The sequence below is a fragment of the Pseudomonas sp. S32 genome, from assembly GCF_016648095.1.
Lineage (GTDB): Bacteria > Pseudomonadota > Gammaproteobacteria > Pseudomonadales > Pseudomonadaceae > Aquipseudomonas > Aquipseudomonas parafulva.
Genome location: NZ_JACVVF010000004.1, coordinates 57,219 through 77,113 on the forward strand (window position 1 = coordinate 57,219; position 19,895 = coordinate 77,113).

The 19,895-nt window shown below is 64.3% G+C and carries 18 protein-coding genes; 11 read left to right on the forward strand and 7 right to left on the reverse strand.

What is annotated here, in order from left to right; all coding sequences use genetic code 11:
- The first annotated feature begins 51 nt into the window (after nucleotides 1–51).
- The 7 genes from ppc (at nucleotide 52) to IAE38_RS03345 (ending at nucleotide 7,199) form a co-directional block, all read left to right on the forward strand.
- On the forward strand, nucleotides 52–2,679 hold the full coding sequence (gene ppc, locus IAE38_RS03315) for a phosphoenolpyruvate carboxylase (protein WP_201215872.1): 2,628 nt from the start codon (nucleotides 52–54) through the stop codon (nucleotides 2,677–2,679).
- A 257-nt stretch (nucleotides 2,680–2,936) separates the two neighbouring features.
- Nucleotides 2,937–3,587, forward strand: a complete 651-nt coding sequence (gene adk, locus IAE38_RS03320) for an adenylate kinase (protein ID WP_201161837.1) — start codon at nucleotides 2,937–2,939, stop codon at nucleotides 3,585–3,587.
- Between the two features lie 108 nt (nucleotides 3,588–3,695).
- Complete coding sequence (tsaB, locus tag IAE38_RS03325; RefSeq protein ID WP_201215875.1) at nucleotides 3,696–4,370, forward strand: tRNA (adenosine(37)-N6)-threonylcarbamoyltransferase complex dimerization subunit type 1 TsaB; 675 nt, start codon at nucleotides 3,696–3,698, stop codon at nucleotides 4,368–4,370.
- A 129-nt stretch (nucleotides 4,371–4,499) separates the two neighbouring features.
- A complete protein-coding gene (locus tag IAE38_RS03330; RefSeq protein WP_028634885.1) occupies nucleotides 4,500–4,781 on the forward strand; it encodes a hypothetical protein in 282 nt (93 codons plus the stop codon).
- A gap of 3 nt (nucleotides 4,782–4,784) precedes the next feature.
- Nucleotides 4,785–5,654 (forward strand): DUF72 domain-containing protein, encoded by an 870-nt coding sequence (locus tag IAE38_RS03335; protein ID WP_201161835.1) that lies wholly within the window; start codon nucleotides 4,785–4,787, stop codon nucleotides 5,652–5,654.
- A 25-nt stretch (nucleotides 5,655–5,679) separates the two neighbouring features.
- Nucleotides 5,680–6,510: an isocitrate lyase/PEP mutase family protein gene (locus IAE38_RS03340; RefSeq protein ID WP_201215877.1), complete on the forward strand. Its 831-nt coding sequence runs from the start codon at nucleotides 5,680–5,682 to the stop codon at nucleotides 6,508–6,510.
- Nucleotides 6,510–7,199, forward strand: coding sequence for an extensin-like domain-containing protein (locus tag IAE38_RS03345; RefSeq protein WP_201215879.1), 690 nt, complete (start codon nucleotides 6,510–6,512; stop codon nucleotides 7,197–7,199). The genes IAE38_RS03340 and IAE38_RS03345 overlap by 1 nt, the downstream gene beginning before the upstream one ends.
- 2 nt (nucleotides 7,200–7,201) lie before the next feature.
- On the opposite strand, the gene IAE38_RS03350 is transcribed toward IAE38_RS03345, so the two are convergent.
- Nucleotides 7,202–7,822, reverse strand: coding sequence for an energy transducer TonB (locus IAE38_RS03350; RefSeq protein WP_201215881.1), 621 nt, complete (start codon nucleotides 7,820–7,822; stop codon nucleotides 7,202–7,204).
- 104 nt (nucleotides 7,823–7,926) lie between these two features.
- On the opposite strand from IAE38_RS03350, the gene IAE38_RS03355 reads away from it, so the two are divergent.
- Nucleotides 7,927–8,703, forward strand: coding sequence for a class I SAM-dependent methyltransferase (locus IAE38_RS03355; RefSeq protein ID WP_201211018.1), 777 nt, complete (start codon nucleotides 7,927–7,929; stop codon nucleotides 8,701–8,703).
- 22 nt (nucleotides 8,704–8,725) lie between these two features.
- Here IAE38_RS03355 and IAE38_RS03360 read toward each other — a convergent pair whose 3' ends face one another.
- Nucleotides 8,726–9,373, reverse strand: a complete 648-nt coding sequence (locus tag IAE38_RS03360) for a TetR/AcrR family transcriptional regulator (RefSeq protein ID WP_201215883.1) — start codon at nucleotides 9,371–9,373, stop codon at nucleotides 8,726–8,728.
- A gap of 160 nt (nucleotides 9,374–9,533) precedes the next feature.
- On the opposite strand from IAE38_RS03360, the gene IAE38_RS03365 reads away from it, so the two are divergent.
- Nucleotides 9,534–10,631: an efflux RND transporter periplasmic adaptor subunit gene (locus IAE38_RS03365; RefSeq protein ID WP_201215886.1), complete on the forward strand. Its 1,098-nt coding sequence runs from the start codon at nucleotides 9,534–9,536 to the stop codon at nucleotides 10,629–10,631.
- Between the two features lie 6 nt (nucleotides 10,632–10,637).
- Nucleotides 10,638–13,706, forward strand: coding sequence for an efflux RND transporter permease subunit (locus tag IAE38_RS03370; protein WP_201215888.1), 3,069 nt, complete (start codon nucleotides 10,638–10,640; stop codon nucleotides 13,704–13,706).
- 73 nt (nucleotides 13,707–13,779) lie between these two features.
- Here the strand turns inward: IAE38_RS03370 and IAE38_RS03375 are convergent, their stop codons facing one another.
- Both IAE38_RS03375 and plsB read right to left on the reverse strand, forming a co-directional pair.
- Nucleotides 13,780–14,466, reverse strand: a complete 687-nt coding sequence (locus tag IAE38_RS03375; protein ID WP_201215890.1) for a DUF4197 domain-containing protein — start codon at nucleotides 14,464–14,466, stop codon at nucleotides 13,780–13,782.
- Nucleotides 14,467–14,496: 30 nt separating this feature from the next.
- A complete protein-coding gene (gene plsB, locus IAE38_RS03380; protein ID WP_201215892.1) occupies nucleotides 14,497–16,983 on the reverse strand; it encodes a glycerol-3-phosphate 1-O-acyltransferase PlsB in 2,487 nt (828 codons plus the stop codon).
- A 231-nt stretch (nucleotides 16,984–17,214) separates the two neighbouring features.
- Between plsB and IAE38_RS03385 the strand changes: the two genes are divergently transcribed.
- Nucleotides 17,215–17,424, forward strand: coding sequence for a cold-shock protein (locus IAE38_RS03385; protein WP_028634906.1), 210 nt, complete (start codon nucleotides 17,215–17,217; stop codon nucleotides 17,422–17,424).
- Nucleotides 17,425–17,505: 81 nt separating this feature from the next.
- Here the strand turns inward: IAE38_RS03385 and IAE38_RS03390 are convergent, their stop codons facing one another.
- From IAE38_RS03390 to dapE, 3 genes are read right to left on the reverse strand one after another with little or no spacing between them, the layout of a single operon-like run.
- Complete coding sequence (locus tag IAE38_RS03390) at nucleotides 17,506–17,880, reverse strand: hypothetical protein (RefSeq protein ID WP_028634907.1); 375 nt, start codon at nucleotides 17,878–17,880, stop codon at nucleotides 17,506–17,508.
- 17 nt (nucleotides 17,881–17,897) lie between these two features.
- Nucleotides 17,898–18,710: a putative RNA methyltransferase gene (locus tag IAE38_RS03395; protein WP_060481773.1), complete on the reverse strand. Its 813-nt coding sequence runs from the start codon at nucleotides 18,708–18,710 to the stop codon at nucleotides 17,898–17,900.
- Entirely contained in the window at nucleotides 18,710–19,861 is a 1,152-nt protein-coding gene (dapE, locus tag IAE38_RS03400; RefSeq protein WP_201215895.1) for a succinyl-diaminopimelate desuccinylase, read from the reverse strand. Before dapE ends, IAE38_RS03395 begins: the two co-directional genes overlap by 1 nt.
- Between the last annotated feature and the right edge of the window lie 34 nt (nucleotides 19,862–19,895).

Below are 19,895 nucleotides of genomic sequence, written 5' to 3' on the forward strand. Positions count from 1 at the left end.
GAAGCCTTACCAGGGATGCAAGGCGCCTGAGCTGCGCCACAGAGAGGGCCAATGACCGATATCGATGTGCGTTTGCGTGAAGATGTCCATGTGCTGGGCGAACTGCTGGGTGAGACCATTCGCCAGCAGCATGGCGAAGCGTTTTTGCAGAAGATCGAAGCCATTCGTCACAGCGCTAAGGCTGATCGCCGCAGCGCGGGCGAACAGCTCAGTTCAACCCTCGGTGATCTGGCAGAGGATGACCTGCTGCCGGTTGCCAGGGCCTTCAACCAGTTTCTGAACCTGGCCAACATGGCCGAGCAGTACCAGCTGATCCGCCGTCGTGCTGGCGACCAGCCCGAACCCTTCGAGGCGAGGGTGCTGCCAGAGTTGCTGGCCCGTCTGAAACACGCTGGCCATGGCAACCAGGCCTTGGCCGACGAGGTTGCTGCGCTGGATATCCAGCTGGTGCTGACCGCGCACCCTACCGAGGTGGCGCGCCGCACCCTCATCCAGAAATACGACGCCATTGCCGGGCAACTGGCTGCTCAAGACCACCGTGACCTGACCCCTCAGGAGGCCGAACAGGTGCGTGAACGGCTGCGCCGGCTGATTGCCGAGGCCTGGCACACCGAAGAAATCCGCCGCACACGCCCTACACCGGTCGATGAAGCGAAGTGGGGCTTTGCCGTCATCGAGCATTCGCTCTGGCAGGCAATTCCCAGTCACCTGCGCAAGGTTGACAAGGCCTTGCACGATGCCACTGGCCTGCGCCTGCCGCTCGACGCCGCGCCAATCCGCTTTGCGTCGTGGATGGGCGGTGACCGAGATGGCAACCCCAATGTCACTGCAGCGGTTACCCGCGAAGTGCTGCTACTGGCCCGCTGGATGGCCGCCGACCTGTTCTTGCGCGACATCGACGCGCTGGCAGCGCAGTTGTCCATGCAGCAGGCCAGCAATGCCTTGCGCGAGCGTGTCGGGGACAGCGCTGAACCTTACCGTGCACTGCTCAAGCAACTGCGCGACCGCCTGCGGGCCACGCGCGCCTGGGCACATGCTGCTCTTACGGGCAGCCAACCGCCCGGCGCCGAGGTACTGGTTGATAACCGTGACCTCATTGCGCCCTTGCAACTGTGCTACGACTCCCTGAACGAATGCGGCATGGGGGTGATTGCCGATGGCCCGCTGCTGGATTGCCTGCGCCGGGCCGTTACCTTTGGTCTGTTCCTGGTACGCCTGGACGTGCGTCAGGACGCTGCCCGCCACCGCGATGCCTTGAGTGAAATCACTGAGTATCTCGGCCTTGGGCGTTATGCGGACTGGGACGAAGAGCAGCGCATTAGCTTCCTGCAGGATGAACTGAAAAATCGCCGGCCGTTGCTGCCCGGGCATTTCACGCCAGAGGATGACACCGCCGAAGTGCTTGCCACTTGCCGGGAGATCGCAGCCGCGCCAGGCGCTTCGCTGGGGTCTTACGTGATCTCGATGGCTGGCGCAGCCTCTGATGTGCTGGCCGTGCAACTGCTGCTCAAGGAAGCCGGCCTGACCCGCCCAATGCGTGTGGTGCCGCTGTTCGAAACCCTGGCGGACCTGGACAACGCCGGCCCGGTGATGCAGCGCCTGCTGGGGCTGCCCAGTTACCGTGACAGCCTGCACGGCCCACAGGAAGTGATGATCGGTTATTCCGATTCAGCCAAGGATGCTGGCACCACGGCCGCCGCCTGGGCGCAGTACCGCGCCCAGGAAAGCCTGGTGCGCATCTGCGCCGAGCATGAGGTTGAGCTGCTGCTGTTCCATGGCCGAGGCGGCACGGTAGGGCGCGGTGGTGGCCCTGCACACGCCGCCATCCTGTCGCAGCCGCCTGGCTCGGTCGCCGGCCGGTTCCGTACTACCGAGCAAGGGGAGATGATCCGTTTCAAATTCGGCCTGCCGGGCATCGCCGAGCAGAACCTCAACCTGTACCTGGCCGCGGTGCTGGAGGCGACCCTGCTGCCTCCGCCGCCGCCGCAACCCGCCTGGCGCGAGGTGATGGACCAATTGGCCGCCGACGGCGTCAAGGCCTACCGCGCAGTGGTCCGCGAGACGCCGGACTTCGTCGAGTATTTCCGTCAGTCCACCCCAGAGCAGGAGCTGGGCCGCCTGCCGCTGGGCAGCCGCCCGGCCAAACGCCGCGCCGGCGGTATCGAAAGCCTGCGGGCCATTCCGTGGATTTTCGGGTGGACCCAGACACGCCTGATGCTGCCGGCATGGCTGGGCTGGGAAACCGCCCTGAACAATGCGCTGGCCAGCGGACAAGGAGCGATGCTGGCGCAGATGCGTGAGCAATGGCCGTTTTTCCGCACCCGCATCGACATGCTCGAGATGGTGCTGGCCAAGGCCGATGCGCAGATCGCCGAGGCCTACGACGAACGTCTGGTGCAACCTGAATTGCTTCCTTTAGGTGCACATTTGCGCGACCTATTGTCGCAGTCGTGCCAGGTGGTACTGGCCCTGACCGGGCAGCCGGTGCTACTGGCACACAGCCCGGAAACCCTCGAATTCATCAGCCTGCGCAACACCTACCTGGACCCGCTGCACCGGCTGCAGGCCGAGCTGCTGGCGCGCTCGCGCGCCCGCGAAGCCGCGCTGGACAGCCCGTTGGAGCAGGCCTTGCTGGTTACAGTGGCGGGGATTGCAGCGGGGCTGCGCAACACCGGTTGAGGCTGTAGGGGGATTGCCCACGCGCACATTGCTGCACCTTGTGCGCGGGTGCTGGCAGCCGGGTTGCGACGGGCGCAACCGCCTGCAGGGTTGGCCTCAAGTGGCGCATTCCTGCAACTTTGGGACGCTTGTCTGGCTGCCGGGCGCTGTGTATCTTGAGCAGCCCTCTGGCCGCTTTATGGCCATACCGATATTTCCGGACTTGGCCCTGGTCGCCGAATCCATTGAATTCCATAAAAAAATTTGAGGAGCACAAGATGCGCGTAATTCTGCTGGGAGCTCCCGGGGCCGGTAAAGGTACTCAGGCAAAGTTCATCACCGAAAAGTTCGGTATTCCGCAGATTTCCACCGGTGACATGCTGCGTGCCGCCGTCAAGGCGGGCACCCCACTGGGCCTGGAACTGAAAAAAGTCATGGATGCGGGCCAACTGGTGTCCGATGAACTGATCATCAACCTGGTCAAGGAGCGCATCGCCCAGCCTGACTGCGCCAACGGCTGCCTGTTCGACGGCTTCCCGCGCACCATCCCGCAGGCCGAGGCCATGGTCAAAGCCGGCGTGGCCATCGACGCCGTAGTCGAAATCGCCGTGGATGACGAAGAGATCGTTGGCCGCATGGCTGGCCGCCGTGTGCACCTGGCGTCGGGCCGCACCTATCACATCCAGTACAACCCGCCGAAAGTGGAAGGCAAGGACGATGTGACGGGCGAGGACCTGATCCAGCGCGACGACGACAAGGAAGAGACGGTGCGCCATCGTCTGTCGGTCTACCACAGCCAGACCAAGCCGCTGGTGGAGTTCTACCAGAAGCTGTCCCAGGAAAACGCCGGCAAGCCGAAGTACAGCCACATTGAGGGCGTAGGTTCGGTCGAGGCAATCACTGCCAAGGTGCTGACCGCGCTGAGCTGAGCCGGTCAGGTTGGGCGCCCCGTGCGCCCACCCTCACCATAACGTTCCCCCGCCTATTGCCGCTGCTTTATACTGCTGCGTTCTCCCAAGCACCTGGATACCCGTTCGATGACCACCCTGTTGGCCCTGGATACCGCCACCGAAGCCTGTTCCGTTGCGCTGCTGCATGACGGCAAGGTAACCAGCCACTACGAAGTCATCCCCCGCATGCACGCGCAAAAGCTGCTGCCGATGATCAAGCAGCTGCTGGCCGAGTCCGGGGTGGCGCTTAGCGCGCTGGATGCCATCGCCTTTGGCCGTGGTCCGGGTGCCTTTACCGGTGTGCGCATTGCCATCGGCGTGGTGCAGGGCCTGGCCTTCGCACTCGAGCGCCCGGTGCTGCCGGTGTCCAACCTCGCTGCCCTTGCCCAGGGGGCCCTGCGCGAGCAGGGCGCGCAACAGGTGGCGGCCGCCATCGACGCGCGCATGGATGAAGTGTACTGGGGCTGCTACCAGGCCACCGCAGGTGAAATGCGCCTAGTGGGCGCCGAAGCGGTGTTGCCGCCCGAGCAGGTAGCATTGCCTGAGGGCAGCACCGGCCAATGGTTTGGCGCCGGTACCGGGTGGGGTTATGCCGACCGGCTGGCTGTACCCGTGCAGGCCAGCAACGCCACTGCCTTGCCCAGTGCGCAAGACGTGCTGAGCCTGGCCAGCTTCGCCTGGGCGCGTGGGGAGGCCATTGCAGCTGACCAGGCGCAACCGGTGTACCTGCGCGACAATGTGGCGACGCCCAAGAAGGCCTGATGCTACTCGTCGGTTATTACCGATAGCGCTATAACTCTTTGCTCGAAATGTGGTCAAGTTATCAATCGGGCATTAGTAACAGGTGCCCGATGATGCTAGATTGCCATCACTGGCCCTGAGTGCTCTCCCATGCGTATCGACGGTTTCTCCTCGCAGTCCTACCCAATCAAGCGCCCGCCGCGCAAGGCTGGGGTGCGCGAAGCATCCGTGGATGATGCGGAAGTGGTTGAGGAGCAACTTGCCCAAGAGCCCACCCCCCGCCGTCGTTCTGCATTGCCTGCCCGCCAGCAGGACATGGTATTCCCCCGCGCCCGTGACAGGCGCACCGCCACGGCGCTGGCCAGCTACCTGAGTACTGCCGGTTTCACCGATTGGGACATGGAAGTGCTGGGGCTGGACCTGTACATTTGACGGATGATTCCGTCCCCACTGCCTTACTACCTGGGTTGCCCGTCGTGGAGCGAAAGCGCCTGGCGTGAGTACCTGTACCCTGCCGATGCCAGCAGCAACGAGATGCTCGGCCTGTACAGCCAGGTATTCAACGCCGTTGAGGGCAACACCACGTTCTATGCCAGGCCTGCGCCCGCGACTGTTGCCCGTTGGGCCCAGGTGATGCCAGAACATTTCCGTTTCACAGCCAAGTTCCCACGGGACATCAGCCACGAGGGTGACCTGCGTGATCAGCTGGAGCCTGCGTTCGACTTCACCCGCCTGATGGCCCCGCTGGGGCGTCGCGTTGCACCGTACTGGCTGCAGTTGCAGGCGTCCTTCGGCCCAGCGCGGCTGGCGGAACTGGACCAGTTTCTGCAGCAGATCGGTGTGCCCGTGGCGGTGGAGGTGCGCCACCCCGCGTTTTTCGCGAAAGGCGAGGAAGAACGCGCGCTCAACCGGTTGCTGCATGCCTGCGGCGTGGAGCGCGTATGCCTGGACCCGCGAGCCTTGTTCAGCTGCACCTCCCGCGACCCCGCGGTTCTGCATGCCCAGGCCAAGAAGCCCAAGGTACCGCCGCGCCCGGCAGCCTTCAGCCAGCATCCCCAGGTGCGCTTCATCGGCCACCCGCAACTGGAGGCCAATGAGCCCTTCCTGACGCCGTGGGTGGAAAAGGTTGGCGCCTGGATCGAAGAAGGGCGCAGCCCATACATCTTCCTGCACACCTCGGACAACCGCCTGGCGGCGGCGCTGGCGCAGCGTTTTCATCAACGGCTGATGCAGCGCCTGCCGGGGCTGGCGGCACTGCCGGAATTGCCACGCGCCCCTGAGGTCGAACAACTGGGTCTACTCTGACCTTTCTGACTGCCGGAGTGTAACCATGGATGTGCAAACCCTGCGAGCCGAAGCCTTCAAGGCCCTGCATGAGCGCGATGGCGCCTTCGTCATGCCCAACCCCTGGGACGCAGGCTCGGCCAGGCTGTTGGCAAGCCTGGGTTTCGAGGCGCTGGCCACCACCAGTGCAGGCCTGGCCTTCAGCCTTGGGCGGCCCGACGCAGAGGGGGCGCTTGGCCTGGATGAGGTGCTGGATAACGCCGGCGAGATCGTTGATGCCACCCCGTTGCCGGTGGCTGCCGACCTGGAGAACGGCTTCGGTGACCTGCCCGAAGCCTGTGCCATGGCCATCCAGCGTGCCGCCGAGGCCGGCTTGGTGGGGGGTTCCATCGAGGATGCCAGTGGCCAGCAGGCGTCGCCCATCTACGACATGGGGCTGGCGGTGGAGCGGGTGCGCGCTGCTGTTCAGGTGGCCCGCGGCTTGCCGTTCCCGTTCACCCTGTGTGCCCGTGCTGAAAACCTGCTGCACGGGCGCCAAGACCTGGATGACACCATCCTGCGCCTGCAAGCCTATGCCGAGGCCGGGGCCGATGTGCTCTATGCCCCGGGCCTGCGTACCGCCGAGGAAATACGAGCGGTAGTGCAGGCCTTGGCGCCGCGGCCTGTCAACGTGCTGATGGGCATGAGCGGCGTGTCGCTGAGCGTCAACCAGTTGCAGGACCTGGGGGTGCGCCGCATCAGCGTAGGCTCGTCCATGGCCCGGGCGGCCTTCGGGGCCTTGCACCGCGCAGCGCTGGAGATTCGTGAGCAGGGCACGTTCAGCTACGGCGAACACGCGTTGCCGTTCGAACAGCTCAACGACCTGTTCCGCCGCTGATGCGCCTGTTGCTGGGGTTGCTGGCCGGTGGGCTATTGCTGGCAGCCCTGGCCTGGCAACTGGGCTGGCGCCTGCCGGCCCAGTGGAACCCTTTGGCACCGCTGGATGTGCGCCAGCCGCCTAATTTGCTGACTCCCTACAAACTGTCGCGCCTGCGCGATGACCCGGTACTGTGCCGCCAGGCGCTGGAAACCAGCCAGTTGCGCTACCGTGCCCAGGCCGACAGCCCCGCGTCGGCCAACTGCCCCTTGCGCAACGTTTGGCGTATCGAGGGTGGGGAAGCACGGCTGAGCAGCAGCTTTCTGGCCACATGCCCTTTGGCAGTGGCTTATGCGCTGTTCGAGCGCCATGGCTTGCAGCCGGTCGCGCAGCGGGTACTGGGCCAACCCGTGGCGCAGGTCGACCACTTGGGCAGCTTTGCCTGCCGTAACGTTTACCACCGCAAGGAAGGCAGGCTGAGCCAGCATGCCACGGCTAACGCCTTCGATATCAGCGGCTTTCGCCTGCAGGATGGCCAGCGCATCGTGCTGGCCCGTGACTGGCAGGCGGGCGGGCAGAAGGCAGCGTTCTTGCGCGAGGTGCAACAGGCTGCCTGTGAGCAGTTCAGCACGGTGCTGGGCCCGGAGTACAACGCGGCGCACCGTAATCATTTCCATGTAGACATGGGCCGCTGGCAGATCTGCCGCTAGCCTCAGGCGTGGGCGCGAACGTTGTTGAGCACCACAGGGCGCGCCCAGTGGATATCGAACGCCAGGTCGCTCTGCTGAATCGCCAGGGTGGATTCGTCGTAGGGCTCGGGCGCCGGGTCCAGCAGATGCGTTTCGAATTCGGCGATAGGCAGGAACAGCGGGCGTGGTGCAGGCCCCGGGCCGGGCTCGGCAACAGGGTGGCCCTGGCTCATGACCACCGGGCGCAACCAGCTGTTGTCCATGTCCAGCTGGCGCTGCTGCTCGATCAGGTCGATAGCGCTGTAGGGCTCGGGTGCAGGTGGCAACAGCTTGGCTTCCAGTTCGGCCTTGGGCAGGAACAACGGCTCTGGCGGTGCCACGACAGTGTCTAGCACCGGGCAGGCGCGCTGGGCATCGATCAGGGCCAGGGCACGGGCACCCCCCACAGGTTCTCCACTGTCCTCGTCGTGCTGTTCCAGCGCCTGGCTGAAGCCATCAACCGGCAGCGCTTGCTGTTCGGCCATGGCCCGGGCAAAGAAATCCTGCCACAGGTGGCTGACGCCCCCGAGTGCCTGGGTGTTGTGCTGACTGTAGTTGCCGACGGGCGACAAATAGGTCAAGCCGATGGGAAGAGTTTCTGACATGGCAGCCGCGCGCGTTGTGCTCTGGCAGAATAGCGGGATATTGCCTGTATCGGCCGTGGTGGCCGGTTCATTAAGGGTAGCGTTGGTTTTTTCAGGTGTGGACGATGCAAGAGCAAGGTGTGGTGATCAGGGTCGAGGCAATGGCTGGCGAATACGCCGAGCAGGCCCAGGTGTGGGCCGAGCGCCTGGGCCTGCCGCTGCAGCAGGACGAGGCCGAATTTGCGGTGCAGGTCGGGGCCGATGGTTTGCAGATTCAGCAGTTGGGACCCCACGCGCCCGGCCCGGTGCGGGTTGACTTTGTCGAGGGCCAGGCCGCGCACCGGCGCCAGTTCGGCGGCGGCAACGGGCAGATGATCGCCAAGGCCGTAGGCATTGCCCAGGGCATACGGCCGCAGGTACTGGATGCCACTGCCGGCCTGGGCAAGGATGCGTTCGTGCTGGCCAGCCTGGGCTGCCGGATGACCCTGATCGAGCGCCAGCCACTGATCGCCGCGTTACTGGAAGATGGTCTGGCGCGGGCGCAGCGGGATGAAGAGGTGGGGCCGATTGTAGCGCGCATGCGCCTGCTGACGGGCAACGCCATCGAGCGCATGCGCGGCTGGGAAGGCGAGCCGCCACAGGTGATCTACCTCGACCCCATGTTCCCGCACCGCGACAAGAGCGCGCTGGTGAAGAAGGAAATGCGCGTGTTCCGGCCATTGGTTGGTGACGACCTGGACGCCCCGGCCCTGCTTGAAGCCGCCTTGGCGCTGGCCAGCCACCGGGTGGTAGTGAAGAGGCCGCGCAAGGCGCCCATCATTGAGGGGCCAAAACCAAGCCACAGCCTTGAGGGCAAGTCCAGCCGGTATGATATTTATCCAAGAAAGGCCTTGAAGGCCTGACTATGACAGGGGGGGGCTCGCGTCAGCTTTCAGGCCGATACGCCCGCAGGAACAAGCCCACCACCCCGCGTACATGTGCCTCGGCCTCATCAGTATCCAAGGGGCCTGAGCAGCCCAGCAGTAATCGGTAATCCGGCGCACCTTTGATCAGGCAAAAGAAGTGTTCTGCTGCATGCATGGGGTTGTCGATGTGCAGCAACCCGCGTTCGTGTATGCGCCGCAGCAGCGCTTCCATCTCCGCCAATACCCGTTTGGGCCCGGCCTCATAGAAATACTGGCCAAAGCTCGGGTCCAGGCTGCCTTGGGCCACGATCAGGCGGCTGAGTTTGACCGCTTCGTCACTGCTGATCAGCGCCTGGAAGCCGCGGCCGATCGTCAGTAGCACATCGTCTACACGTGCGCCCTCGGGGTAGTCAAACAACTGGTCGGGCAGTTGTACCTGGCAGGTAGCCATAACGGCGGACGTGAACAAGGTCTGCTTGTCGGTGAAATGGCTATAGACGGTAAGCTTCGAAACGCCTGCTGCCGCAGCCACCGCATCCATGCTGGTGCTGGCGTAACCAAGGCTGAGGAACAGCGCCTTGGCCGCCTCGAGGATCGCCTCGCGCTTGGCCAGGTCCTTGGGGCGACCTGGGCCGCTGGGTGCGTCATTGGACATGGTGGTCTGCATCTACTGAAAAGTTGCCTATCTTAATACGTCTGAGGGGCCGACAGCCCACTCATCCCATTCGTTCAAAAAAACCTCCCTGACTCTTCCCGGTGTACATCCGCTGATTTAATATACTCGCCAGTACAAATATTCGATCCTGCACGCCGCGAAAGGATTCCAGATGCTGCGCCATGCCATCCCCCTCGCCATGCCCGTTGCCTTGCTGCTGCTTGCCGCGTGCAGCCAGGAACCCGCCCCGCCACCCGCAGTGCGCCCGGCACTGGTCACCCAGCCGCAGCCGGCTGAAGCGGCAGCCGACAGCTACCCTGGCGAAGTCAGGGCCCGGCTGGAGCCTGCGCTGGCCTTTCGCATCGGCGGCAAGGTCAGCCGCCGACTGGTGGAGGAGGGGCAGCGGGTCAAGGCCGACCAGCCGCTGGCCGAGCTCGACCCCCAAGACGTACGCCTGCAACTGGAAGCCAACCGTGCCCAATTAGCCGGGGCCGAAGCCAACCTGGCGCTGGTGCGCACCGAGCGTGACCGTTATCAGAAATTGCTGGACCGGCAGATGATCAGCCATTCCCAATACGACAATGCGGAAAACCTTTACCGCGCCGGCCTTGCCCGCCTCAAGCAGGCCAAGGCCGAGGTCGATGTGGCCGGCAACCAGGCGGACTACGCCGTGCTGCGCGCCCCCCAGGCGGGGGTTGTGGCCCGGCGTCAGGTGGAAGTTGGCCAGGTGGTCGCTGCAGGCCAGACCGTCTTCACCCTGGCCGCTGACGGTGAGCGTGAAGTGGCCATCGCCCTGCCTGAGCAGCAGTTCGCCCGGCTGAAGGTGGGCCAGCCGGTCAGCGTGGAGCTGTGGTCGAACCCCGGCCTGCGCTTTGCTGGGCGCATCCGGGAGCTGTCGCCTTCGGCCGATGCCCGCTCGCGAACCTTCGCCGCGCGCATCGCGTTCACCTCCGCTGCCGTGCCCGCCGAGCTGGGCCAGAGCGCCAGGGTGTTCATCGCCCACCCGGGGCAAGTGCCGTTGTCGGTGCCGCTGTCGGCCGTTACCGCGGAAAACGGCCAGGCCTACGTCTGGCGGGTGAACAGTGAAAGCCGGCTGGAGCGCGCCGTGGTGCAGCTGGGGCCCTACGGGTCAGAAAGCGTGCCGGTACTGGCGGGGCTTGCGGCGGGTGACTGGGTGGTGGCAGCGGGTGGTCATGTACTGCGCGAGGGCCAGCAGGTCCGCCCGGTGGACCGTAATAACCGGGTTGTGAACCTGACGGTCAAGGAGTAAGTCCCCATGGGGTTCAACCTGTCTGCCTGGGCGTTGCGCAATCGCCAGATCGTGCTGTTCCTGATGATTCTGCTGGCCGCGATCGGCGCGCTGTCCTACACCAAACTGGGGCAAAGTGAAGATCCGCCCTTTACCTTCAAGGCCATGGTCATCCGTACCCTGTGGCCGGGCGCGACCGCCGAAGAGGTCTCGCGGCAAGTCACCGAGCGCATCGAGAAGAAGCTGATGGAAACCGGCGAATACGAGCGGATCGTCTCGTTCTCGCGCCCCGGTGAGTCACAGGTCACCTTCATGGCGCGGGACTCGCTGCATTCCAAGGACATCCCCGAGCTGTGGTACCAGATCCGCAAGAAGGTCGCGGATATTCGCCACACCCTGCCACCGGAAATCCAAGGGCCGTTTTTCAATGACGAGTTTGGTACCACCTTCGGCAATATCTACGCACTGACCGGTGAAGGGTTCGATTATGCGGTGCTCAAGGACTATGCCGACCGCATCCAGATTCAGCTGCAGCGGGTGAAGGATGTGGGCAAGGTCGAGCTGCTCGGCCTGCAGGACGAAAAGGTCTGGATCGAACTGTCCAACCTAAAACTGGCAACGTTGGGCATACCCCTGCAGGCCGTGCAACAGGCCCTGCAGGAGCAAAACGCAGTCAGCACCGCAGGCTTCTTCGAAACGCCCAGCGAACGCTTGCAATTACGTGTGAGTGGGCGTTTTGACAGCGTCGAGCAAATCCGCCAGTTCCCCCTGCGCGTGGGTGACCGCACCCTGCGCATTGCCGATGTGGCCGAGGTGCACCGTGGCTTCAACGACCCCCCCGCGCCGCGTATGCGCTTCATGGGTGAGGATGCCATTGGCCTGGCCGTGTCGATGAAGGACGGCGGTGACATCCTGGTGCTGGGCAAGGCCCTGGAAAGCGAGTTCGAGCGGCTGGCGCGCAGCCTGCCGGCGGGCATGGAGCTGCGCAAGGTTTCCGATCAGCCTGCGGCGGTGAAGGCCGGGGTCGGCGAATTCGTCCAGGTGCTGATCGAGGCATTGGTCATCGTGCTGCTGGTCAGCTTCTTCTCCCTGGGCCTGCGTACCGGGCTGGTAGTGGCCCTGGCCATCCCGCTGGTGCTGGCCATGACCTTCGCTGCCATGTACTACTTCGGCATCGGCCTGCACAAAATATCCCTGGGGGCGCTGGTGCTGGCCTTGGGGCTGCTGGTGGACGATGCGATCATTGCCGTGGAAATGATGGCGATCAAGATGGAGCAGGGCTACGACCGCCTCAAGGCCGCGAGCTATGCCTGGACCAGCACCGCGTTCCCGATGCTCACCGGCACACTGATCACGGCGGCGGGTTTTCTGCCCATTGCGACGGCAGCCTCCAGTACCGGCGAGTACACCCGTTCGATCTTCCAGGTGGTCACCATCGCCCTGCTGGCTTCGTGGGTAGCGGCTGTGGTGTTCGTACCGTATCTGGGGGAGCGCCTGCTGCCGGACCTGGCCAGGCAGCGTGAAGCGCGCCATGGCGAGGATGGTTTTGCGCCCGACCCCTACGCCACACCCTTCTATCGGCGGGTCAGGCGGGTAGTGGAGTGGTGCGTGCGCCGGCGCAAGACAGTGATCCTGCTGACCCTTGCCGCCTTTGCCGGAAGCATCCTGCTGTTTCGTTTCGTGCCGCAGCAGTTCTTCCCCGCATCGGGCCGCCCAGAACTGATGGTAGACCTGAAGCTGGCCGAGGGGGCGTCCCTGGCCAACACCGCCGAGAAGGTGAGGCAACTCGAAGCGCTGCTGCGCCAGCAGCAGGGCATCGACAATTACGTGGCTTACGTGGGCACCGGCTCGCCGCGCTTCTACCTGCCGCTGGATCAGCAGCTGCCGGCGCCCAGCTTTGCCCAGTTCGTTGTGCTGGCCGAATCGATGGAGGCCCGCGAGCGCCTGCGCAACTGGCTGATCGACACTGTGGACCAGCAGTTCCCGGACGTGCGCGCCCGGGTCACGCGCCTGGAAAACGGCCCGCCTGTGGGCTACCCGGTACAGTTTCGGGTCACCGGGGAGCATATCGAGACCGTGCGCGAGCTGGCACGGCAGGTGGCCGAGAAGGTGCGCGAAAACCCCCATGTGGTCAATGTGCACCTTGATTGGGAAGAGCCCAGCAAGGCGGTGTTCCTGGAGATCGATCAGGACCGCGCGCGGGCACTGGGTGTGAGTACTGCGCAGCTGTCCAGCTTCTTGCGAAGCTCGCTGACCGGTACCACGGTCAGCCAGTACCGTGAGGACAACGAACTGATCGAGATCCTGTTGCGCGGTACCGCGCAGGAGCGTGGCGAGCTGGGCAACCTGGCCAGCCTGGCCTTGCCCACTGAAAATGGCCACAGCGTGGCGCTGTCACAGGTGGCCACCCTGGCCTATGGCTTCGAGGAAGGCATCATCTGGCACCGCAACCGCTTGCCGACGGTCACCGTGCGTGCCGATATCTACGACAAGCAGCAACCCGCGACCCTGGTGAAGCAGATCGAGCCGACGTTGCAGGGCATCCGGGCCAGCTTGCCGGAGGGTTACCTGCTGGAGGTGGGCGGCACGGTCGAGGATGCCGAGCGTGGGCAAAAGTCGGTGAACGCGGGTATGCCGTTGTTCGTGGTGGTGGTGCTGAGCCTGTTGATGATCCAGCTGCGCAGTTTCTCGCGCACGGTCATGGTGTTTCTCACTGCGCCGCTTGGGTTGATCGGGGTAACCCTGTTCCTGCTGGTGTTCCGCCAGCCGTTCGGCTTCGTCGCCATGCTCGGCACCATTGCCCTGGCGGGGATGATCATGCGCAATTCGGTGATTCTGGTGGACCAGATAGAGCAGGACATCGCCGCCGGCCTTGGCCGTTGGCAAGCAATCATCGAGGCCACGGTGCGACGTTTCCGCCCCATTGTGCTGACTGCGCTGGCGGCCGTGTTGGCGATGATCCCGTTGTCGCGCAGCGTGTTCTACGGGCCGATGGCGGTGGCGATCATGGGGGGGCTGATTGTGGCTACTGCCTTGACCTTGCTGTTTCTGCCAGCGCTGTATGCGGCGTGGTTCAGGGTCAGGAAAAGCGACTAGGCAACATCGCTGCAGTTCGTGGTGACGAAGCGCTGCGACGAAGGGGCTGCAAGGCAGCCCCGACACTTCGGAATCACAGTGCGCCAAACACCTTCTTGGCCAGGCTGGTGGCCGCCTGTGCAGGGTTCTGGCGGATGCTCTGCTCTTGCTTGCCGATCATCTCGAACAGGCCGTCCAGTGCCTTTTCCGTCACGTAGCTTTCGATATTGGGGTCGTTTTTTACCAGGCCCAGGCCTTTCGCCTGAGCAGCGAAGGCGTTGTACTGCTGGACCACACCCACCTGGTCGGTGGCTTGCTTGACGATGGGCAGGAACTTGGCACGGATCAGCTCGCGGCTGCTTTTGTTCAAGTACTGAGTGGCAGCGTCTTCACTGCCGCTGAGGATGCCTTTGGCGTCGGTCACGGTCATGTTCTTCACCGCGTTGACCAGAATTGCCTGCGCCTGTGGCACGGCGGCCTCGGCGGCCTTGTTCATGCTGGTTTCCAGGGCCTCGACCTGCTCGCCTTTGCCGAACATCTTCATGGCCTTGGCCGCTTTGCCCAGGTTGCCGGGCAGTTCGATGCGCACATCGGGGTTGTTGTTGAAACCGCCGGGTGCGCTGAGCTGCTTGACGGCCAACTGTGCCCCTTGGGTGAGCGCATCCTTGAGGCCGCCGGTGGCGTCCTTCTGGCTCAGGTCGGACAAAGACAGCGCCAGGGCGCTGGCCGACAGCAGCAGGCCGGCGCACAGGGTGGTTAGACGCAGGGGGTTACGCAACATAGTGGGCTTCCTTACAGAGAGAATAAATGTTCACAGCGCCGAGGTGCTCAAGCCGTCATCGCGGTGCAGTGCCACCTGGCGGATCGAAAGGCGCAGTTCGGCCGATAGCACGCGCTTGGCCACCGCTTCGGCCACGTCGCCCAGCTTGTCGTGATAGCCCAGTTTGCCTTGCCCATCGGCGCGGAGCACGCCTTGCGTGACAAGGGTCTGGATGAAATGGCGGAACAGTGTCTTGTCGAAAAACTCCGGCGCGTTCAGGCCATGCAGAATCGACAGCCGCTGGGCCATCATCACGCACAGGTCTTCCAGCGCTTCGGCGCTCAAGCTGTGCTGGCCGCTGTTGAGCAGCAACGAAGTGGCCATGTAGAAGCGCTGCAGGGTCTGGGTGATGCTGCGCGCCAGCAGGGTCAGCAAGACGAACTGTCGCGAGCTGGGCGACGGGCGTATGTACACGTCATTGTCCTGGCGCAGCAGGCCTTGCTCCACCAGCGCCGCAAGCCACTGGTCAATCGCCTCGTCCAGCTGTCCAGGCGACCAGCGCAAGAACAGCTCTGCCTGCAGGTAGGGGTACAGCGCATGCACATACTGGCCCAAAAGCTCGCGGTTCATCCGTGAGTTGCTGAGGAAGAAGCTTGCCAGCAGGGCCGGCAGGGCAAAAATATGCAGCACGTTGTTGCGGTAATACGTCATCAGTACCGCGTTGCCCTCGTCCAGGTAAAGGATGCGGCCCAGTGCGTCCTTCTGCTCGGCCACCAGGTCCATGCCGCGCACGTGCTCGATCAGGGCCTGGCCATCGCCCTCGGGCAGCGTGGTATGGGGCGAGTAGGGCACCTGGCGCAGCAGTGCCAGGTACAGGTCGAGCACGCGAACCAGCGCCCGCTCGTCCAGCGCCAGGCGGCTGGTAGACAGCAGCGCCAGCGCCACCAGGTTGACCGGGTTGATGGCCGCCGCGCCGTTCAGGTGCCTGGCCACGGTTTCGCCCAGGCGGGTGGTGGTTTCGTTGAGCCAGGCCGGGCGGAACTGCGGCGCATGGTCCTGTTCGCGCCAGCCGGGCTGCTGCTCATCCAGAAAACCTGCAAGCTTGATAGGTTCGCCGAAGTTTACCGAGACCTGGCCGAAGCGCTGACGAAGTGCGCCGAACACCTTGAAGATGTCGAATATCGACTCTTTTTTCTTGCTGGCGCCGCGCAGTTCGCCCAGGTACGTGCGGCCTTCGAGCACGCGTTCATAGCCGATGTACACCGGGACGAACACGATCGGCGTACGGGATGACCGCAAAAAGCTGCGCAAGGTAATGGCCAGCATGCCGGTGCGGGGCTGCAGCATGCGCCCGGTGCGTGAGCGCCCGCCTTCGACGAAGTATTCCACCGGGAAGCCCTTGGTGTAGAGCGTATGCAGGTATTCGTTGAACACGGCGGTGTACAGCGGGTTGCCCTTGAACGTGCGGCGCATGAAGAACGCGCCGCCCCGGCGCAGCAGGTTGCCGACCACGGGCATGTTCAGGTTGATGCCGGCGGCGACGTGGGGCGGCGTCAGGCCGTTGCGGAACAACAGGTACGACAGCAGCAGGTAGTCGATGTGGCTGCGGTGGCAGGGCACGTAGATCACCTCATGACCCGGCGCGATGCCTTGCACCTGCTCGATATGGTTGACCTTGATGCCGTCATAGATCTTGTGCCAGAACCAGCTGAGTACCACCTCAAGGAAGCGTATGGCGGTGTAGGTGTAGTCCGAGGCGATTTCATTGCCGTAACGCAGTGCCTGGGCTTCCGCCTTGCCCTGCGGGATGTTCTCGCGCTGGGCTTGCTCGGCGATGGCCTGGCGCACCAGGGGCGCATGGACCAAACCTTTGACCAGGTTGCGCCGGTGCGAGATGTCCGGCCCGATGACGGCAGTGCGCAGGTTGCGAAAATGCACGCGCATCAGGCGCTGGGCCAGGCGTACGGTTCGCTCGTGGCCTTTGTTCTGCTCTACCAATTCGCGCAGGTGGATGGGGGCGGAGAACTGCACCCGTGTCTTGCGCCCCAGAATCAGCACTGTCAGCAGCCGGCGCAGGCGCCCGGTCACGGCCCAGCTGTCGGCGAACAGCAGCTTCCACGGGCTCGACTCGCTGGCTGGTGTCTGCCCCCAGAACACGCTGACGGGAATGATCTGCGCGTCCTCTTCGGCGTGTTGGCTGACTGCCGCGACCAGCCGCTCCAGCGTGGGCGGTGCGCCGCTTTTGTCATGGCGCCCGAGCCAGTCGGGTTCGGGGGTGAGGTAGAAGAACGCGGCGGGTTCATGCAACTCGCCGACGGCCACCGGCAGCACCGGGCGTGGCAGCCCGGCCTTGGTGCATTCATGGTCCAGCACCACCAGGTCGGTCAAGGCCGGAGAGGGCAGGGCATAGAACACCGGGCGGCTGCGGTCGAGCTCGAGGCTCAGGGACGATTGGTTGATGGTTTCGGAGCGCACCCACAGGTACAACAGGCGACGCAGGCCGCCGAAAATCAGGCGGCGCAGGGGGGAACGGGTCATGGGGTGTGTGCCCTGGGTGAAGGGTTCGAGGGGTATTCAGCCATTTAGTCTGCCGTATACGCGCGAGTTCAGCAAAAACCGCCGAACGGCGCCATGGTCATCAAAATTTTTTGTTCTGGGTCATAAAATCGGCCTGCCACTTGCAGGATATTCGCCCAAGCGGCGTCGACCCAGGCATGCGGTCATGGGTCGGCAAGGTGAAGTTCACAATAAAAATCCGGAGTAGTTCAGATGTCGTCTCGTGAGACTGGGAATGTAAAGTGGTTCAACGATGCCAAGGGTTACGGCTTCATTCAGCGCGAGGGGGGCGCGGATGTGTTTGTCCACTATCGGGCGATCCGCGGTGAGGGGCATCGTACCCTGGTCGAAGGGCAACGCGTGGAATACGCCTGCATCGAGGGCCAGAAAGGCTTGCAAGCCGAGGACGTGGTAGGCCTCTGAGCCACGCAATGCAGGGTTTGTGGCGCAAGCGGGCTTGCCGGTGTGACCGGCAGGCCAGGCTTCACGACAGGCGTGGTGCAGTCAGGTACGCCAGGTGATTTCTTCTTCACCGTCGGCACTGATGCGCACCCACCGGTCGGCGTCTTCCTCGCCGTCTTCCTCTACCCAGCCGCCCGGTGCGCAACGTACTTCCACGCCCAGTGCAGCGAAAGCAGCGCGGGCGCAGGCCACATCATCGGCCCACGGCGTCTGGTCGCTTTCCAGGTAAAGGCTGTTCCATTTCCCCACAGCTTTGGGTAACCAGGTGACTGGAATGTTACCGGCCTGGCATTTGAAGGTCTGGCCTTTCTGCTGCCAGTCACTGCAAGGGGCTATTGCCTGGGTCAGCCACTGGGCAAGCTGCTTGTGGTCGACGTCCGCGTCCCTCAGGTAGATCTCGATATCAGGTTGGCGCATGAAGGCTCCGGGTGTGCTCAGTCTTGGCGCACGAAATAGTCGTACCGCATGGACACTGTAACGTCGAATGGCGCGGGGTGCTCGATCACCTGCGCACGTTTGTCGGCACTGGCGCGCCAGCCGTGTGGGGTCATGGCCAGCAGGTCGGCGCGGGCCTGGGGGGCAACCAGGCTCAGGCGGAACTCCAGGGTTTCGCCATGGGCATGGGCCATGCCAGGGGGCACCAGGCCCAGGTGCTTGTCGTCGGCATAGGGCCGCACTTCATCGTAGAGCGCCTGGCGCAGTTCCATCAGGTGGCCGCTGGTGGGGCCGACACGCATCAGGCCACCACCGGGGCTGAGTACGCGCCTTGCTTCGGCCCAGTCCAGCGGGCTGAACACGCTGGCCACGAACTGGCAGCTTTGGTCTGCCAGCGGCACCCGGGCCATGCTGGCGACCATCCAGGTGACGGCTGGGGCACGCCGGCACGCCCGCTTTACCGCTTCACGGGAGATATCCAGGGCATAGCCCTGGGCATCCGGCAGCGCCTGGGCAAGCTGGGCCGTGTAGTAGCCCTCGCCACAGCCGATATCCAGCCAGGCGCCGGGTTGCCGCTCGCTGGCCAGCTCCGCCAGGCGTTTGGCGACCGGCGCATAGTGGCCGGCGTCGAGGAAGTTGCGACGGGCCTCGACCATGGCCTGGTTGTCACCCGGGTCACGGCTGTTCTTGTGCTGCACCGGCAGCAGGTTCAGGTAGCCTTGGCGGGCGCGGTCGAAGCGATGCCCGGCAGGGCATACCACGCCATTGTCCAGCTGGCTGAGCGGCGCCTGGCAGAGTGGGCAGGTGAGCATCAGGCCAGCAACCTTACCAGGGTGTGGTAATAGATCTCGGTCAGCAGGTCGAGGTCGCTGGCCAGGATTCGCTCGTCGACCTGATGGATGGTCGCGTTGACCGGGCCGAGCTCCACCACCTGGGTGCCCATGGTGGCAATGAAGCGGCCATCCGAGGTGCCGCCGCTGGTGGAGGGCACGGTGTCACGGCCGGTGACGCCCTTGATGCTGGCCGCCACGGCGTCGAGCAGCTCGCCTGGCTCGGTGAGGAACGGCAGCCCCGACAGTGCCCACTCCACCGACCAGTCCAACTGGTGCTTGTCGAGAATCGCCGCTACCCGCGCTTGCAGGCTTTCTACCGTGGATTCGGTGGAAAAACGGAAGTTGAACAGGGCGTAGAGTTCGCCCGGCACCACGTTGGTGGCACCAGTGCCGGAATTGAGGTTGGAGATCTGGAAGCTGGTGGGCGGGAAGAAGGCATTGCCCTCGTCCCAGTGCTCGGCGGCCAGCTCCGCCAGTGCCGGTGCGGCCAGGTGAATAGGGTTACGCGCCAGGTGTGGGTAGGCCACATGGCCTTGCTTGCCGCGCACGGTCAGCTTGGCACCGAGCGAGCCGCGCCGGCCGTTTTTCACCACGTCGCCCAGCAGGCGGGTGCTGGACGGCTCGCCGACGATGCACCAGTCCAGGCGCTCGTTACGCGCCTGCAGGCGCTCGACCACCGCCTTGGTGCCGTGGTGGGCCGGGCCTTCTTCGTCGCTGGTGATCAGGAACGCCACCTTGCCGCGGTGGTTCGGGTAGTCCTGCACGAAGCGTTCGCTGGCGATCACCATGCAGGCCAGGCTGCCCTTCATGTCGGCAGCACCGCGGCCGCAGAGCATGCCGTCAGCATCGATCAGTGCATCGAACGGTTCATGCTGCCATTGCTGCACCGGCCCGGTCGGCACCACGTCGGTATGGCCAGCGAAGCACAGCACCGGGCCTTCCTGGTTGCCGTGAGTGGCCCAGAAATTGTCGACGTCTTCGATGCGCATCGGCTCAAGGTGGAAACCCACGGCGCCCAGGCGGTGCATCATCTGCGCCTGGCAATCGGCGTCAACGGGGGTGACCGAGGGGCGCCGGATCAGGTCGCAGGCCAGTTGAAGGGTAGGCGAGAGGTCGGCGTGGGCCGTCATGGGTAACTCCGGGGCAAGGCAAGGCGGGGAAATC

Excerpts from the sequence above, each read along its gene's own strand:
- ppc (WP_201215872.1), top strand. The coding sequence starts at position 52 with ATGACCGATATCGATGTGCGTTTGCGTGAAGATGTCCATGTGCTGGGC.
- adk (WP_201161837.1), top strand. The coding sequence starts at position 2,937 with ATGCGCGTAATTCTGCTGGGAGCTCCCGGGGCCGGTAAAGGTACTCAG.
- tsaB (WP_201215875.1), top strand. The coding sequence starts at position 3,696 with ATGACCACCCTGTTGGCCCTGGATACCGCCACCGAAGCCTGTTCCGTT.
- IAE38_RS03330 (WP_028634885.1), top strand. The coding sequence starts at position 4,500 with ATGCGTATCGACGGTTTCTCCTCGCAGTCCTACCCAATCAAGCGCCCG.
- IAE38_RS03335 (WP_201161835.1), top strand. The coding sequence starts at position 4,785 with ATGATTCCGTCCCCACTGCCTTACTACCTGGGTTGCCCGTCGTGGAGC.
- IAE38_RS03340 (WP_201215877.1), top strand. The coding sequence starts at position 5,680 with ATGGATGTGCAAACCCTGCGAGCCGAAGCCTTCAAGGCCCTGCATGAG.
- IAE38_RS03345 (WP_201215879.1), top strand. The coding sequence starts at position 6,510 with ATGCGCCTGTTGCTGGGGTTGCTGGCCGGTGGGCTATTGCTGGCAGCC.
- IAE38_RS03350 (WP_201215881.1), bottom strand. The coding sequence starts at position 7,822 with ATGTCAGAAACTCTTCCCATCGGCTTGACCTATTTGTCGCCCGTCGGC.
- IAE38_RS03355 (WP_201211018.1), top strand. The coding sequence starts at position 7,927 with ATGCAAGAGCAAGGTGTGGTGATCAGGGTCGAGGCAATGGCTGGCGAA.
- IAE38_RS03360 (WP_201215883.1), bottom strand. The coding sequence starts at position 9,373 with ATGCAGACCACCATGTCCAATGACGCACCCAGCGGCCCAGGTCGCCCC.
- IAE38_RS03365 (WP_201215886.1), top strand. The coding sequence starts at position 9,534 with ATGCTGCGCCATGCCATCCCCCTCGCCATGCCCGTTGCCTTGCTGCTG.
- IAE38_RS03370 (WP_201215888.1), top strand. The coding sequence starts at position 10,638 with ATGGGGTTCAACCTGTCTGCCTGGGCGTTGCGCAATCGCCAGATCGTG.
- IAE38_RS03375 (WP_201215890.1), bottom strand. The coding sequence starts at position 14,466 with ATGTTGCGTAACCCCCTGCGTCTAACCACCCTGTGCGCCGGCCTGCTG.
- plsB (WP_201215892.1), bottom strand. The coding sequence starts at position 16,983 with ATGACCCGTTCCCCCCTGCGCCGCCTGATTTTCGGCGGCCTGCGTCGC.
- IAE38_RS03385 (WP_028634906.1), top strand. The coding sequence starts at position 17,215 with ATGTCGTCTCGTGAGACTGGGAATGTAAAGTGGTTCAACGATGCCAAG.
- IAE38_RS03390 (WP_028634907.1), bottom strand. The coding sequence starts at position 17,880 with ATGCGCCAACCTGATATCGAGATCTACCTGAGGGACGCGGACGTCGAC.
- IAE38_RS03395 (WP_060481773.1), bottom strand. The coding sequence starts at position 18,710 with ATGCTCACCTGCCCACTCTGCCAGGCGCCGCTCAGCCAGCTGGACAAT.
- dapE (WP_201215895.1), bottom strand. The coding sequence starts at position 19,861 with ATGACGGCCCACGCCGACCTCTCGCCTACCCTTCAACTGGCCTGCGAC.